The sequence below is a fragment of the Kitasatospora sp. NPDC088783 genome, from assembly GCF_044750705.1.
Lineage (GTDB): Bacteria > Actinomycetota > Actinomycetes > Streptomycetales > Streptomycetaceae > Kitasatospora > Kitasatospora fiedleri.
This window is the reverse complement of record NZ_JBIVKJ010000001.1, coordinates 96,543-109,631: the sequence shown is the minus strand read 5'-3', so window position 1 is coordinate 109,631 and position 13,089 is coordinate 96,543. Positions and strand designations below refer to the sequence as shown.

Below are 13,089 nucleotides of genomic sequence, written 5' to 3'. Positions count from 1 at the left end.
GCCCGGCCCGGTCCGGTCCGGGCGGGTCCTCCGGTCAGACGTGGGCGGCGGCGCACTCCGGGTGGCCCCAGCTGCCGCCGACCTTGGTGATCTTCTCGCCCTTGCCGTAGGGGCGCCCGCACGGGCACCGGCCGGGGAACTTCGCGGCCAGCGTCCGGCCACCGCCACCACCGCCCGAACTGCGCCGGGCCGCACCGCCGTTCGAGGCCGCGGACGCCGAGCCGGACGAGCCGGACGAAGCGGACGGGGCGGTGCGGCGGGCGCGCGGGGCGGGGGCGGTCACCGGGTCGGGCACCGGCAGGTCGGCGGCGGTGCCGGCGGCGGCCTGCTGGGTGCGGGCGGCGTCGCTGGCGGCCTTGTCGGCGATGGCGTTCAGCGGGTCGCCGTCCACCTGGTGGGCGGGCACGTAGACGAAGGCGACGTCCCGGCCGGTGAGCAGCGCGTCGATCCGCTGGATCAGTTCCTGGTTGGCGACGGGCTTGCCCGCGGCGGTCTTCCAGCCGTTGCGCTTCCAGCCGTGCAGCCACTTGGTGACCGCGTCCCGGGTGTAGGTGCTGTCCAGCCGGACCTCCAGCGGCAGCGCCGGGTCGGTGGCCTCCAGCAGGCGTTGCAGGGCGGTCAACTCCCCGACGTTGTTGGTGTTGCGGCCCAGCGGACCGGCCTCCCAGCGCTGCGGGGCGCCGTTCCCGTCGGCGACCACGAAGGCCCACCCGGCGGGCCCGGGGTTGCCCTTGGCCGCTCCGTCGCAGGCGGCGATGACTCGTTCAACCATCCCCCGATCATGCCAGCCCCCGCCCACGTGCCCAGCCACGTCCCCGGCCGCCCGCTACTCCAGGCCGGTGCGGCCGGGCGTCCAGAACGGCTTGGTGAGGACGTCGCGCCGGTCCCAGCCCCGTTCGCGCACCAGGTGGTCGCGGACGAGCTGGATGGTCCCGGCCTCGCCCGCCAGGTAGGCGGTGCCGGGCGCGGCCGGCAGGTCGAGCGCCGCGACCGCCGCGACGAGTCCGGCCGAGCGGGCCGCGGACCGCCCGTCGCGCCGGACCCACCGGACGCCCGGGACGGGCAACTGGTCGTCCTCGGTGTCGACCTCGACCACGGCGTGCGTCTCGGCCCCCGGCCCCAGCGCGGCCAGCATCGGGCCGAACGCGGCGGAGGCGGTCTCCTCCCCGACGAACAGGTGGTACGAGGAGGGGCGGGTGACGAACCTGCCCTCCGGCTTGCCGAGGTGCACCCGGTCGCCGGGCCGCGCGGTGCGGCCCCACGCGGCGCCGGGACCCCCGCCGTGGTCGAGCACCCGCAGGTCGAGCCGCTCGCCGCGGTGGGCCCAGACCGAGTAGGTGCGCAGGGTGCCGACCAGCCGGTCGACCAGCGGGTTCGCCGCGCCGACCTGGACGCGCACCTGCTGCCCGGGCAGGGCGGTCAGGTCCGCGAGCCGCGGCCCTTCGAGGGTGAGGGCGCGCCAGCGCCTGCCCAGCGGCTCGTTGGCGGCGACGGTGGCGGGGAGCAGGAAGGCGTCGAGCAGGCGGCGTGGCATGGGGGTCCTTCTCCGGGCGGACGTACGGGCGGACGTACGGGCGGGCAAGCGCGCAAGGGTGCAGGCGTACAGGCGTACAGGCGTACAGGCGTACAGGCGTACAGGCGTACAGGCGTACAGGCATACAGGCGGGCCATCGTACGGACGTCAGGGCGCGGCGGTGTCCGCGCCCGCGGGCTTGCGGGCGGCCCGCCGGGCGGCGAGGACGACGACGGCTCCGGCGGCCAGGGTGACCGCGCCCGCGACGTGCAGGGCGCTGCCCGCCCCGGTGACGAACGCGTCGACCACGGCGGTCCGTTCGGCCGGTGCCGCGGCCAGGGCGGCGGGGACGGAGTGCTGTCCGTGCGCGGCGGCGGGCAGGGCGGCGGTGAACGCGGCGGTGAGGACGGTGCCGACGACGGCGACGCCGAGGGCGCTGCCCAGTTCGCGGGTGGCGGACTGGAGGCCGCCCGCGACGCCCGCCCGGTGCGGGGGCAGCGACGAGGTCAGTTCGACGGTCAGGACCGGCATCGCGAGGGCGAAGCCGACGCCGACCACCACCAGCCAGAGCGCGTAGACGGGGTAGGGGGCGTGCGCGGCCGAGGCCAGTCCGAACAGGCCGCCGCCGATGCACGGGAAGGCGATCAGCAGGGTGGCCGCGAAGCCGATCCGCTTCGCCAGCGCGGGCACGAACCGGGCCACCACCACGATCGGCAGCGCGACCGGCAGCACTCCGAACCCGGTCTGCACCAGGGAGAAGCCGCGGCCGTACTGGAGCAGCGAGGCGTTCAGGTAGAACAGGCCGAAGCTGCCGAAGAACATCACGAACATGCCCAGGCTCGCCGCGCTCAGCATCGGGATCCGGAACAGCCGCGGGTCGAGCAGCGGGTGCGCGGCGCGGAGCCCGGCCAGCACCCAGGCCGCCCAGAGCAGGGCGCTGACCGCGAAGGCGCCGACCACCAGCGGGCTCCCCCAGCCGGAGCCGGGGCCCTCGATGATGCCGATCAGCAGGGCGACGGTGGCGAGCACGAGCAGGACGGTGCCGACCGGGTCGAGCGAGCGGGGGCTGCGCCCGCTGCGGCGGACGGCGAGCGCGACGCCCAGGGCGCAGGCCAGGGCGAGCGGGACGACGGCCCAGAACAGCAGCCGCCAGGAGCCGGACGACAGCAGCGCGCCGCCGCCGAGGTTGCCGACCAGGCCGCCCAGCCCGGTGACCGCGCCCCACAGCGCCAGGGCGTGGCCGCGCCGCTGCGGGCGGGTGGCGTGCACCAGCACGCCGACGCTGTTGGGCAGGACGAGCGCGGCCCCGACCCCGCTGACCACCCGGCCCGCGAGCATGACGCCGATGTTCGGCGCCAGCGCGGTGAGCGCGGCCCCGGCGGCGAAGGTGAGCAGCCCGGCGAGCAGGGTGCCCTTGCGGCCGAACCGGTCGCCCGCCGCGCCGCCGGGGATGACCAGGCAGGCGAAGACCAGGACGTAGGCGTCGACGATCCACAGCAGTTGCGCGGAGCTGGGGTGCAGCGGCCCGGCGGCCAGCATCGGCACGGCCAGGTTGATCGCCGCCACCAGGCCGACCACCAGCACGCTGCAGACCGAGACGCAGGCCAGCACGAGCGTCTCGGCGCGCCGCACGCCCGCGGGGGCGGCCGGTTCGGGGGCGGGGGGTGTCACGGGGGCGGTCGGCGCGGGAGCGGGTGTCACGGGAGCGGGTGTCGCGGTGCCGGGAGAGGCGGCGCGGTCGGGGGGTGTCGCGGTCATGGGCTTCTCGTTCACGGGAGCGGGCCTGGTCAGTCGGTGGTGTAGGCGCCGGCGAGGATGTCGCCGAGCAGCGTCGGGCCGGCGGGCTGCCAGGAGAGCAGCTCGCGGGTCAGTTCGCTGGAGCCGGTCAGGGTCTGCCCGAAGAAGTGGCCGACGACGCCGAAGTGCTCCGCGGCGTCCGCGGGGTCGACGGCGACCACGGGCAGGTCGAGGGCCGTGCCGAGCGCCGCGGCGATCGCCTTGGTGGTGACGGCCTGTTCGGCGACGGCGTGCAGGCGGGTGCCGGCCGGGGCGCGTTCCAGGCCGAGGCGGATGAGCCGGGCCGCGTCGGTGACGTGGACGGCGGACCACTCGCTGGTGCCGTCCCCGAGGTAGCCGCTGACGCCGTGCTTGCGGGCGGCGGCGGTGAGCCAGTTGACGAAGCCCCAGTCGCCGCGTCCGTGCACGCTCGGGGCGAAGCGGACCGCGATCGGGCGGATGCCGCGCGCGGCGGCCTCCAGGGCGAGGTTCTCCGAGCCGCCGCGGTCGGCGCCGGGGCCGACCTCGGGCGAGGGGTCGGTCTCCAGCGCCGGGCGGCCGGTGACGAGGCCGGAGAGGCCGTTGGCGATCACGAACGGCTTCCCGGAGCCTTCGAGGCCGTCCAGGATCGCCTCCACGGCGGCCCGTTCGGCGCGGTCGGTGCCCGCCGGGTCGGCCCAGTCGTGCTTGTTGGCCAGGTGCACCACCGCGTCGGCGGCGCTCGCGCCGGCCCGGAAGGAGTCGGGGTGGTCGAGGTCGCCCCGGTGGACCTGGGCGCCCTTGGCCGCCAGCGCGGCCGCGGCCCGGTCGGAGCGGGCGAGCCCGAGGACCTGGTGGCCGGCGGCGAGCAGTTCGTCCACGGTGGCCGAGCCGATCCAGCCGGTGGAACCCGTCACGAAGACGCGCATCGCGCGGTCTCCTCTCTGCCCTGTCGGGCACGGTGCCGGCGTCGCCGACAATTACTGTTCACGATGCACCGAAACTAACAGATCCGGTGCACGGTGTCCATTAATAGGCGGACGCCGCGACGGACCCGGCCACGGGCACCACGGCGGACGCCGCCACGGGCACCGGGCCGCCAACCGGGCGGCCGGGCAAGGCTTTTGTCACATTTGTGTACATTCTGTCTCGTCACCTACGATGGCCGGACCAGAGGTCCGGGAGAGGAAGCGGCATGGTCGGCGAACAGGGCAAGGTCGGTCGTCCGCGCAGCGAGCAGGCCCGGGCGGCCGTCCTGCACGCCGTCGACGACCTGGTGGTCGAGCTGGGCTACGGCGCGGTCACCCTCAAGGGCATCGCCGAGCGCGCGGGCGTCTCCCGCCAGACCGTCTACCGCTGGTGGTCGACCAAGGCCGAGATCCTGCTGGAGGCCAGCGCGATCGACGCCCGCCAGGAGCTGGACGTCCCCCCGCACGAGGACCCCGCCGCCGACCTCGCCGCCTACCTCGGGGCCCTGGTCGCCTTCCTGACCACCTCCGACGCGGGCGCCGCCTACCGGGCCCTGGTCGGCGAGGCCCAGCACGACACGGCCGTCCGCGACCTGCTGCGCGGCACCGACCCGATCGGCGCCAGCGCGGCGGCCGTCATCGACCGCGCCCTGCCCGGCGACGCCCTGGCCGTCCCGATGCCGCAGGCCACCGCGCTGCTGGTCGGGCCGGTCTTCTTCTGGATCCTCAGCGGCCGCGAGCCGGACGCCCTGGACGCGGGCGCGCTGGCCGCCGACTTCCTCCGGCTGGCCGCCGCCCGCCGCTGAGCCCCCGTCCGATCGGGACGGGGGCCGGTGCCGGGGCGTGCCGGTCGGCGTCAGCCCTCGCGGGGCCGGAGGAAGGCGGTGGCCAGGACGCCGACCAGGACCAGGGCGGCGTTCACCAGGACGGCGAGGGCGATGCCGTCCAGGACGGCCGGGACGGACGGGGCGCCGCCGGCCCGGGCGGCGACGATCGCGCTCATCACCGGGGTGCCCAGGGTGATGCCGATCTGCTGGGTCATGGTGGCCAGCCCGGTGGCCAGGCCCTGCTCGTGGTCGGGCAGGCCGGAGGTGGCGGTGACCATGAAGCCGACGATGACGAACATGTTGCCGACGCCGCCGACGAAGGTCGCCGCCAGCAGCAGCCACAGCGAGGACTGGCCCTGGCCGAGCAGCAGCAGGGCGGCGGTGGCCGCGGCCTGCACCAGGCCGCCGACCACCAGGGTGGCGCGGGTGCCCGTGGCGGCGATCAGGCGGGCGGCGGTGGCGCCGCCGAGCACCGTGCCCAGGCCCAGCACGCCGAAGGACAGGCCCGCCGCGAGCGCGGAGAAGTCCAGCACCTCCTGGAGGTAGAGGGTCAGCAGGAAGACCAGCGAGGTCTCGGTGAGGAAGGCGATCAGCCCGGCCAGGTTGCCCCAGACCACGCTGCGGCGGCGCAGGACCGCCACCGGCACCAGCGGCGCCGGGGCGCGCCGTTCGACGGCGTGGAAGACCAGCAGCAGGGCGGCGCCCAGGCCGAGCGCGCCCAGCGCGAGCGGGTCGCCCCAGCCGGCCAGCCCGGCCCGGGTCAGGCCGTACACCAGGGAGAGCAGGCCGAGGGTGACCGAGAGCGCGCCGGGCAGGTCGAGCCTCGGACGGGCGTCCGGGCGGCTCTCCCGGATCACGCCGGGCGCGATCAGCAGCACCCCGAGCGCCACCGGCACGTTGACGAAGAACGCCCAGCGCCAGGACAGCAGGTCGGTGAGCACCCCGCCGAGGACCGCTCCGGCGGTGAACCCGGCCGACATCAGCGCGCCGTTGAGGCCCAGCGCCCGGTCGCGCAGCGGCCCCTCCGGGAAGGAGGTGGTCAGCAGCGCCAGCCCGGCCGGGGTGACCGCCGCGGTGGCCAGGCCCTGGGCGACCCGGGCGGCGATCAGCACCGCCGGTCCGGTGGCCAGGCCGCCGGCCAGCGAGGACGCCCCGAGCAGGGCCAGTCCGAGCAGGAACAGCCGCCGTCGGCCGAACAGGTCGGCGACCCGGCCGAACAGCAGGGTGAACCCGGCGGCGGAGAGCGCGAACGCCGTCCCGATCCACTGGAGGTCGCCCAGCGGGAAGCCGAGGCCCGCGCCGATCGCCGGGAGGGCCACGTTCAGGATGGAGAAGTCCACCGCCAGCATGAACTGGGCGACCAGCAGGACGACCAGGACGACGCGCTGACGGCTCGTCAATCTGCTTGTGCCGCTTGCCTGTTGCGGTTGTTCGACTGTTCCGGTCGCTTCGGCCGTCGCCATGGCGGGCCTCCCTCTCGTCGGGTTCGGCGTGACGGGAAGGAGCCTGCACCGGACCGGACGGCCCACCCAGGGCCCTGCGGAAGGTAGCACTCGCGGGGATACCCTGCGGCGGCCACCGGATCGCCCCGCCCGGGCAGACTGGGGGCATGGAGACATCGACCGCCCTCGGGGAGTTCCTGCGCAACCGGCGCGCCCGCCTGCGGCCCGAGGACGCGGGGCTGACCCCCTACCCCAACCGGCGCCGGGTGCCCGGGCTGCGCCGCGAGGAACTCGCCATGCTCGCCGGGGTCAGCGTCACCTACTACACCCGGCTCGAACAGGGCCACAGCGCCAACGCCTCCGACGGCGTCCTGGACGCGCTCGCCCGCGCCCTGCGGCTGACCGGCGACGAACGCGCCCACCTGTACGACCTGGCCCGCCCCGCCCGGGCCGGGCGCACCCCGCAGGACCGGCCCGCCAGGGTCCGGCCCGCCACCAGGCACCTGATCGACGCGATGCCGCAGGTGCCCGCCGTCGTCCTGGACCGGGGCAACGACGTGCTGGCCTGGAACGCCCTCGGCCACGCCCTGCTGGCCGGCCACCTCGACCCGACCGCCCCCGACCGGCCCGCCGACCGCCCCAACCTCACCCGGCTGCTGTTCCTCGACCCGCACACCCGCGAACTGCACGCCCGCTGGGAGGAGGACGCGAAGGTCGCCGTGGCGGCGCTCCGGCTCGCCGTCGGCCGCCACCCGCAGGACCGGCGACTGGCCCACCTGGTCGGCCAACTCGCCATCCAGAGCCCGGAGTTCGCCGCACTGTGGGCCCGCCACCCGGTCCGCGACTGCGCGGTGGGCAGCAAGTCCTTCCGGCACCCGCTGGTCGGCCCGATGGAGCTGCACTTCGAGAGCCTGCCGCTCTCCGACGGCACCACCCACCGCGTCCTGCTCTACGGTGCCGCCCCCGACAGCCCGTCCGCCGCCGCCCTCGCCCTGCTCAGCCGATCCAGCCGTGGCTCTTGGCCAGCTGGAGCATCGCCGAGCGGACCTGGAGGATCTGGGTGCCCGTCAGCGACGGGGCGTACTCCAGCAGCGCCTCGGTGACGTCGTCCAGGTAGTCGTCGGAGGCGAGCTGCTCGTCGTCGTCCACGGGCGCGCGCACCACGCGTTCGGCGACCGGCGCGCCGGGGGCCTTCAGCTCGGCGCCGGGGGCGAGCTGGACGGAGGACGCCTTCGGGCCGCGGTCGCCCTCCTCGACCTCGAAGACCACCGCCAGGCCCGCCCGGATGTACGACTCGGGGATCAGCAGGTCGTTGACGTGCAGGAAGACGTCCTCCCCGCCCTGATCCGGAGCGATGAACCCGTAACCCCGCGAACCGTCGAACCGCACCACGCGACCGGCAACCATGCCAACCCCCAAGACACCTTTTGGGCCCCATGCCCGAAACCTGGGCCCGAGGATAGCCCCGGGACGGCGGCGAGGCGAACCCGCCGTTCGAAAAGCGCCGGGCGTCCCGGCCGCCGCGCGGGCGGCCGGGACGCCGACGGCCGGTGCGCGGGCAGCCGACGGCCGGTGGTCGCGGTCCGGGGCTCAGTCCTCGCGGGGCGCGCTCATGTCGCCGGTGGCGGGGACGCCCTCGGCCAGCCCGTAGCGCAGCAGCACGGTGCCGCGGGGGCCGGCCGCGGGCGGCTCCAGCAGGGTGACGTTGGTGGGGACGGCTCCCCCGGCGAAGACCTGCTTGCCGGTGCCGAGGATGACCGGGTGCACCCACAGGTCCAGGCGGTCGTACAGCTTCTCCCGGAGCAGGGTCTGCACCAGGTCCAGGCTGCCGACCACCGTCACCTGCTGGTGCCGCTCGCGCAGGCCGCGCACCGCGGCGGGCAGGTCCGGCCCGAGCAGTTCGGACCCGGCCCAGGTCAGCTCGGGCTCGCCGCGGGAGGCGACGTACTTGGGGATGCTGTTGAAGAGGTTGGCGAAGGGGTTGTCCCCGGCCTTCGGCCAGTAGGCGGCGAAGATGTCGTAGGTGCGGCGGCCGAGCAGCAGGGCGTCCGTGCCCGCGTAGGCGGCGTCGACCTGCGCACCGGAGACGTCGTCCACCAGCGGGGCCTGCCAACCGCCGAAGGGGAAGTCGACCGGGTCCTCGTCGGGCCCGCCGGGCGCCTGGCCGACGAGGTCGAGGGTGGTGAACAGCTCGATGTGGATGAAGCCCATGACGTGCTCCCCTGGGGGTCGGTCGGTGGTCCGGTCACGAGTACGGACGGATCAGGGCGGGCGAACTCATCGGTCCCCCGGCCGCCGATCCGCCCACCTCGATGATCCGGCCCCGGAGCCGGTCCGCGCAGCCCCGGGCGGCCGGGGGCGGCGGGCCCGTGGCGCAGACTGGTCCCGCACCGCCCCGGCCGGCCGGCCGAGCGGTCCGTCCACCGAGGAGCCGTCCCATGGCAGAGCGTCCGCCCCGCAAGCCCCGCACGCCGCACACCGCGCAGGTCGTCCGCACCGAGCGGCTCACCCCCCACATGCAGCGGGTGGTGCTCGGCGGCGACGGGCTGGCCGCGTTCGACGCGGGCACGTACACCGACCACTACGTGAAGGTGCTGTTCGACGCGCCGGGGGCGGCCTACCCGGAGCCGTACGACCTGGAGCGGATCCGGGCCGAGTTCCCGCGCGAGCAGTGGCCGACCACCCGGACGTACACCGTGCGTGCCTGGGACGCCGGGCGGCGCGAGCTGACCCTGGACTTCGTGGTGCACGGCGACCAGGGCCTGGCCGGGCCGTGGGCGGTGCGCGCCCGGCCCGGTGACACCGTGCGGCTGCTCGGCCCCGGCGGCGGCTACGCGCCCGACCCGGCCGCCGACTGGCACCTGCTGGCGGGCGACGAGAGCGCGCTGCCCGCGATCGCCGCCGCCCTGGAGGCGCTGCCCGCCGACGCGCTGGTGCACGCCTTCGTCGAGGTCTCCGGGCCCGAGGACGAGCAGCCGGTCGACACCGCCGCGAAGGTGGTCTGGCTGCACCGCGGGGACCGGCCGGTCGGCGAGGCGCTGGTCGGGGCGGTCCGCGCGCTGGAGTTCCCGGCGGGCCGGGTGCAGGCGTTCGTGCACGGCGAGGCCGGGTTCGTGAAGGAGCTGCGGGCGCTGCTGCGGGTGGAGCTCGGCGTGCCGCGCGAGGACCTGTCGGTCTCCGGGTACTGGCGCCTGGGCCACGACGAGGACGGCTGGCAGGCGTCCAAGCGGGAGTGGAACGCCGTCGTCGAGGCCGAGCAGGAGGCCCCCGCGTCCTGAGCGCCGACCGTCCCCGGGGGGCGGGGTGTAGTCCGGTCGGTGGGAGTTGTGGTGACACATTTCACCGTTCGCCCGGTTCTGCCGGAGGGGGTCGGGAGTCTAGGTTCCTGCGACCAGGGGGAAGTACTCCCCTTCGAGCGCGGAACACGTCCGGCACCACCTCCTCCGACGAGAGAGAACGAGCGATGTCTGGAAACGACTCCTCCGCACGCCCGCCCCAACGGGTCGGCGTGGTCGCCGAGTCCGTGCCCGGGGAGACCCGGGTCGCGGCGACCCCGGCCACGGTGCGCGGACTGCTGGGCCTGGGCTACGAGGTGGTCGTCGAGTCGGGGGCCGGCGCGGCCTCCGGGTTCGACGACGCGGCGTACCGGGCGGCGGGCGCCGCCGTCGGGGACGCCTGGGCGGCCGAGGTGGTGCTGAAGGTGAACGCGCCGTCGGAGGCCGAGGTCGGGCGGCTGCGCGAAGGGGCCGTGCTGGTGGGGCTGTTGGCCCCGGCGCAGCGGCCGGAACTGCTGGCGGCGCTGGCGGCGCGCGGGGTGACGGCGCTGTCGCTGGACGCGGTGCCGCGGATCTCCCGGGCGCAGTCGATGGACGTGCTCAGCTCGATGGCCAACATCGCCGGGTACCGGGCGGTGATCGAGGCCGCGCACGCCTTCGGCCGGTTCTTCACCGGGCAGGTCACCGCGGCGGGCAAGGTGCCGCCGGCGAAGGTGCTGGTGGCGGGCGCGGGCGTGGCCGGGCTGGCCGCGATCGGGGCCGCGTCCAGCCTCGGGGCGATCGTCCGGGCCACCGACCCGCGTCCCGAGGTCGCGGACCAGGTGCGGTCGTTGGGCGGCGAGTACCTGGCGGTGGAGGCGGTCCAGGAGGCGAGCGCCGACGGGTACGCGAAGGCCACCTCGGCGGACTACGACCGGGCCGCGGCCGCGCTGTACCGGGCGCAGGCCGCGGACGTGGACGTCGTGGTCACCACGGCGCTGATCCCCGGCCGGCCCGCGCCCCGGCTGCTGACCGCCGAGGACGTGGCGGCGATGAAGCCCGGCAGCGTGGTGGTCGACATGGCCGCCGCGCAGGGCGGCAACGTGGCGGGCACGGTGCCGGGGCGGACGGTGGTCACCGACAACGGGGTGACCCTGATCGGCTACACCGACCTGGCGTCCCGGCTGCCCGCGCAGGCCTCGCAGCTGTTCGGCACCAACCTGGTCAACCTGCTGAAGCTGCTCACCCCGGGCCGGGACGGGCGGCTGGCGATCGACTTCGAGGACGTGGTGCAGCGCGCGGTGACGGTCGTCCGGGAGGGCGAGACCACCTGGCCGCCCCCGCCGGTCGCGGTCTCGGCCGCGCCCGCCGCGCCGCCCGCCGCGCCGCCCGCGGCTCCCCCGGCCGCCGCCGGGGCGGGGCCCGCCCGGGTCACGCCCGCCGTCCGGTTCGGCCTGATCGGTCTCGGGATGCTCGCGCTGTTCCTGCTGATCGCCTTCGCCCCGGCCCAACTGGCGGAGAACTTCACGGTGTTCGCGCTGGCCGTGGTGATCGGCTACTACGTGATCGGGAAGGTCCACCACGCCCTGCACACGCCGCTGATGTCGGTGACCAACGCGATCTCCGGGATCGTGGTGATCGGCGCGCTGCTGCAGATCGGGCACGAGAGCGCCCTGGTGACCGTGCTGTCCGCGGTGGCGATCCTGCTGACCAGCGTGAACGTCTTCGGCGGTTTCGCCGTCACCCGCCGCATGCTGAGCATGTTCTCGAAAGGCTGAGCCGAGATGACGTCCCTCACCGCCGCGCACGCCGCGGACCTGGTCGCCGCCCTGCTGTTCATCCTGAGCCTGGCCGGGCTCTCCCAGCACCGCACCTCGCGGGCCGGGGTGGTCTACGGCATCGCCGGCATGGCCCTGGCGCTGGTCGCCACCGTCGTGGTCGCCTCCCGCAGCATCAGCGCGGGCGCGGTCGCGCTGATCCTGGTCGCGATGGCGCTGGGCGCCGCGATCGGCCTGTGGCGGGCCCGCCGGGTCGAGATGACCCGGATGCCGGAGCTGATCGCCGTCCTGCACAGCTTCGTCGGCCTGGCCGCCGTGCTGGTGGGCTGGAACAGCTACCTGGAGGTGGAGCGGCACGGCGCCGCGCAGACCGCGGTGGCCGCCGACCTGCTGACGATCCACCACGCCGAGGTGTTCATCGGCATCTTCATCGGCGCGGTCACCTTCACCGGCTCGATCGTCGCCTACCTGAAGCTCTCCGCGAAGATCGCCTCCCGCCCGCTGGTGCTGCCCGGCAAGAACGCCCTCAACCTGGGCGCGCTGGGCGCGTTCCTCGCCCTGACCGTCTGGTTCACCGCCTCCCCCGGCCTCGGCCTGATGGTCGCCGTGACGGTGCTGGCCCTGCTGCTGGGCTGGCACCTGGTGGCCTCGATCGGCGGCGGCGACATGCCGGTCGTGGTCTCGATGCTCAACAGCTACTCGGGCTGGGCGGCCGCCGCCGCGGGCTTCCTGCTCGACAACGACCTGCTGATCGTCACCGGCGCGCTGGTCGGCTCCTCCGGCGCCTACCTCTCCTACATCATGTGCCGGGCGATGAACCGCTCCTTCCTGTCCGTCATCGCGGGCGGCTTCGGCATCGAGGCCCCCTCCGGCGGCGACGCCGAGCAGGGCGAGCACCAGGAGATCCGGGCCCGGGAGGCCGCCGAGCTGCTGGCCGCCGCCAGGTCCGTGATCATCACCCCCGGCTACGGCATGGCCGTCGCCCAGGCCCAGCACCCCGTCGCCGACCTCACCCGCCGGCTGCGCGAGCGGGGCGTCGAGGTCCGCTTCGGCGTCCACCCGGTGGCCGGCCGGCTGCCCGGCCACATGAACGTGCTGCTCGCCGAGGCCAAGGTCCCCTACGACATCGTGCTGGAGATGGACGAGATCAACGAGGACTTCGCGGACACCTCGGTCGTCCTGGTGATCGGCGCCAACGACACCGTCAACCCCGCCGCCCTCGACGACCCCGCCAGCCCGATCGCCGGCATGCCCGTCCTCAAGGTCTGGGAGGCCGACCGGGTCGTCGTCTTCAAGCGCTCGATGGCCTCCGGCTACGCGGGCGTCCAGAACCCGCTGTTCTTCCGCGACAACACCGCCATGCTCTTCGGCGACGCCCGGCAGAGCGTCGAGCAGATCCTCCAGTCCCTGGACGCCACCGACCCGGCCCTCACCGCCCGGCACTGAACCCTCGCCCCGCCCCCACCGGACCCACTCCCGCCCCCGCTCCCGCTCCCGCCCGGGGCCGGGGGCGGGGGCGGGGGCGGGGGCGGGAGTGGGTCTGGGCCCACCC

The 13,089-nt window shown here is 75.4% G+C and carries 12 protein-coding genes; 5 read left to right on the top strand and 7 right to left on the bottom strand.

Translation table 11 applies throughout. From position 1 onward, the window contains the following. Window positions 1-34: 34 nt before the first annotated feature. The 4 genes from ACIP60_RS00485 to ACIP60_RS00470 form a co-directional block, all read right to left on the bottom strand. Window positions 35-772 carry a ribonuclease H gene (locus tag ACIP60_RS00485; protein WP_400678645.1) on the bottom strand — a complete coding sequence of 246 codons (738 nt, stop codon included), beginning with the start codon at window positions 770-772 and terminating at the stop codon, window positions 35-37. Window positions 773-826: 54 nt separating this feature from the next. Continuing rightward, window positions 827-1,534, bottom strand: a complete 708-nt coding sequence (locus tag ACIP60_RS00480) for a siderophore-interacting protein (RefSeq protein ID WP_400678643.1) — start codon at window positions 1,532-1,534, stop codon at window positions 827-829. Window positions 1,535-1,681: 147 nt separating this feature from the next. Continuing rightward, window positions 1,682-3,214: an MFS transporter gene (locus ACIP60_RS00475; RefSeq protein WP_400678642.1), complete on the bottom strand. Its 1,533-nt coding sequence runs from the start codon at window positions 3,212-3,214 to the stop codon at window positions 1,682-1,684. Window positions 3,215-3,300: 86 nt separating this feature from the next. Next, window positions 3,301-4,197: an SDR family oxidoreductase gene (locus ACIP60_RS00470; RefSeq protein WP_400678641.1), complete on the bottom strand. Its 897-nt coding sequence runs from the start codon at window positions 4,195-4,197 to the stop codon at window positions 3,301-3,303. Between the two features lie 266 nt (window positions 4,198-4,463). On the opposite strand from ACIP60_RS00470, the gene ACIP60_RS00465 reads away from it, so the two are divergent. Beyond that, the gene (locus tag ACIP60_RS00465) at window positions 4,464-5,042 is read left to right on the top strand and encodes a TetR/AcrR family transcriptional regulator (protein ID WP_111554084.1); all 579 of its coding nucleotides are present in this window, start codon (window positions 4,464-4,466) and stop codon (window positions 5,040-5,042) included. A gap of 50 nt (window positions 5,043-5,092) precedes the next feature. Here the strand turns inward: ACIP60_RS00465 and ACIP60_RS00460 are convergent, their stop codons facing one another. Next, complete coding sequence (locus tag ACIP60_RS00460) at window positions 5,093-6,526, bottom strand: MFS transporter (RefSeq protein WP_400678639.1); 1,434 nt, start codon at window positions 6,524-6,526, stop codon at window positions 5,093-5,095. Window positions 6,527-6,672: 146 nt separating this feature from the next. Here ACIP60_RS00460 and ACIP60_RS00455 point away from each other — a divergent pair, with 146 nt between their 5' ends. Beyond that, window positions 6,673-7,608 carry a helix-turn-helix domain-containing protein gene (locus ACIP60_RS00455; protein WP_400678638.1) on the top strand — a complete coding sequence of 312 codons (936 nt, stop codon included), beginning with the start codon at window positions 6,673-6,675 and terminating at the stop codon, window positions 7,606-7,608. Here the strand turns inward: ACIP60_RS00455 and ACIP60_RS00450 are convergent. Together ACIP60_RS00450 and ACIP60_RS00445 are read right to left on the bottom strand one after the other, a co-directional pair. Beyond that, the gene (locus ACIP60_RS00450) at window positions 7,502-7,912 is read right to left on the bottom strand and encodes a cold-shock protein (protein ID WP_400678637.1); all 411 of its coding nucleotides are present in this window, start codon (window positions 7,910-7,912) and stop codon (window positions 7,502-7,504) included. The genes ACIP60_RS00455 and ACIP60_RS00450 overlap by 107 nt on opposite strands. A 183-nt stretch (window positions 7,913-8,095) precedes the next feature. After that, window positions 8,096-8,716, bottom strand: coding sequence for a dihydrofolate reductase family protein (locus ACIP60_RS00445; protein ID WP_282203118.1), 621 nt, complete (start codon window positions 8,714-8,716; stop codon window positions 8,096-8,098). Between the two features lie 227 nt (window positions 8,717-8,943). On the opposite strand from ACIP60_RS00445, the gene ACIP60_RS00440 reads away from it, so the two are divergent. The 3 genes from ACIP60_RS00440 to pntB all read left to right on the top strand — a co-directional run bounded on the left by ACIP60_RS00440 (window position 8,944) and on the right by pntB (window position 12,983). Next, a complete protein-coding gene (locus ACIP60_RS00440) occupies window positions 8,944-9,783 on the top strand; it encodes a siderophore-interacting protein (RefSeq protein WP_400678636.1) in 840 nt (279 codons plus the stop codon). A gap of 185 nt (window positions 9,784-9,968) precedes the next feature. Next, window positions 9,969-11,537 carry a Re/Si-specific NAD(P)(+) transhydrogenase subunit alpha gene (locus tag ACIP60_RS00435; RefSeq protein WP_400678634.1) on the top strand — a complete coding sequence of 523 codons (1,569 nt, stop codon included), beginning with the start codon at window positions 9,969-9,971 and terminating at the stop codon, window positions 11,535-11,537. A gap of 6 nt (window positions 11,538-11,543) precedes the next feature. Then, window positions 11,544-12,983: a Re/Si-specific NAD(P)(+) transhydrogenase subunit beta gene (pntB, locus tag ACIP60_RS00430; RefSeq protein WP_400678633.1), complete on the top strand. Its 1,440-nt coding sequence runs from the start codon at window positions 11,544-11,546 to the stop codon at window positions 12,981-12,983. Window positions 12,984-13,089: the final 106 nt, after the last annotated feature.

What these genes read in the sequence shown, in the direction of transcription:
- ACIP60_RS00485 (WP_400678645.1), bottom strand. Translation starts at nt 772, where the DNA reads ATGGTTGAACGAGTCATCGCCGCCTGCGACGGAGCGGCCAAGGGCAAC.
- ACIP60_RS00480 (WP_400678643.1), bottom strand. Translation starts at nt 1,534, where the DNA reads ATGCCACGCCGCCTGCTCGACGCCTTCCTGCTCCCCGCCACCGTCGCC.
- ACIP60_RS00470 (WP_400678641.1), bottom strand. Translation starts at nt 4,197, where the DNA reads ATGCGCGTCTTCGTGACGGGTTCCACCGGCTGGATCGGCTCGGCCACC.
- ACIP60_RS00465 (WP_111554084.1), top strand. Translation starts at nt 4,464, where the DNA reads ATGGTCGGCGAACAGGGCAAGGTCGGTCGTCCGCGCAGCGAGCAGGCC.
- ACIP60_RS00460 (WP_400678639.1), bottom strand. Translation starts at nt 6,526, where the DNA reads ATGGCGACGGCCGAAGCGACCGGAACAGTCGAACAACCGCAACAGGCA.
- ACIP60_RS00455 (WP_400678638.1), top strand. Translation starts at nt 6,673, where the DNA reads ATGGAGACATCGACCGCCCTCGGGGAGTTCCTGCGCAACCGGCGCGCC.
- ACIP60_RS00450 (WP_400678637.1), bottom strand. Translation starts at nt 7,912, where the DNA reads ATGGTTGCCGGTCGCGTGGTGCGGTTCGACGGTTCGCGGGGTTACGGG.
- ACIP60_RS00445 (WP_282203118.1), bottom strand. Translation starts at nt 8,716, where the DNA reads ATGGGCTTCATCCACATCGAGCTGTTCACCACCCTCGACCTCGTCGGC.
- ACIP60_RS00440 (WP_400678636.1), top strand. Translation starts at nt 8,944, where the DNA reads ATGGCAGAGCGTCCGCCCCGCAAGCCCCGCACGCCGCACACCGCGCAG.
- ACIP60_RS00435 (WP_400678634.1), top strand. Translation starts at nt 9,969, where the DNA reads ATGTCTGGAAACGACTCCTCCGCACGCCCGCCCCAACGGGTCGGCGTG.
- pntB (WP_400678633.1), top strand. Translation starts at nt 11,544, where the DNA reads ATGACGTCCCTCACCGCCGCGCACGCCGCGGACCTGGTCGCCGCCCTG.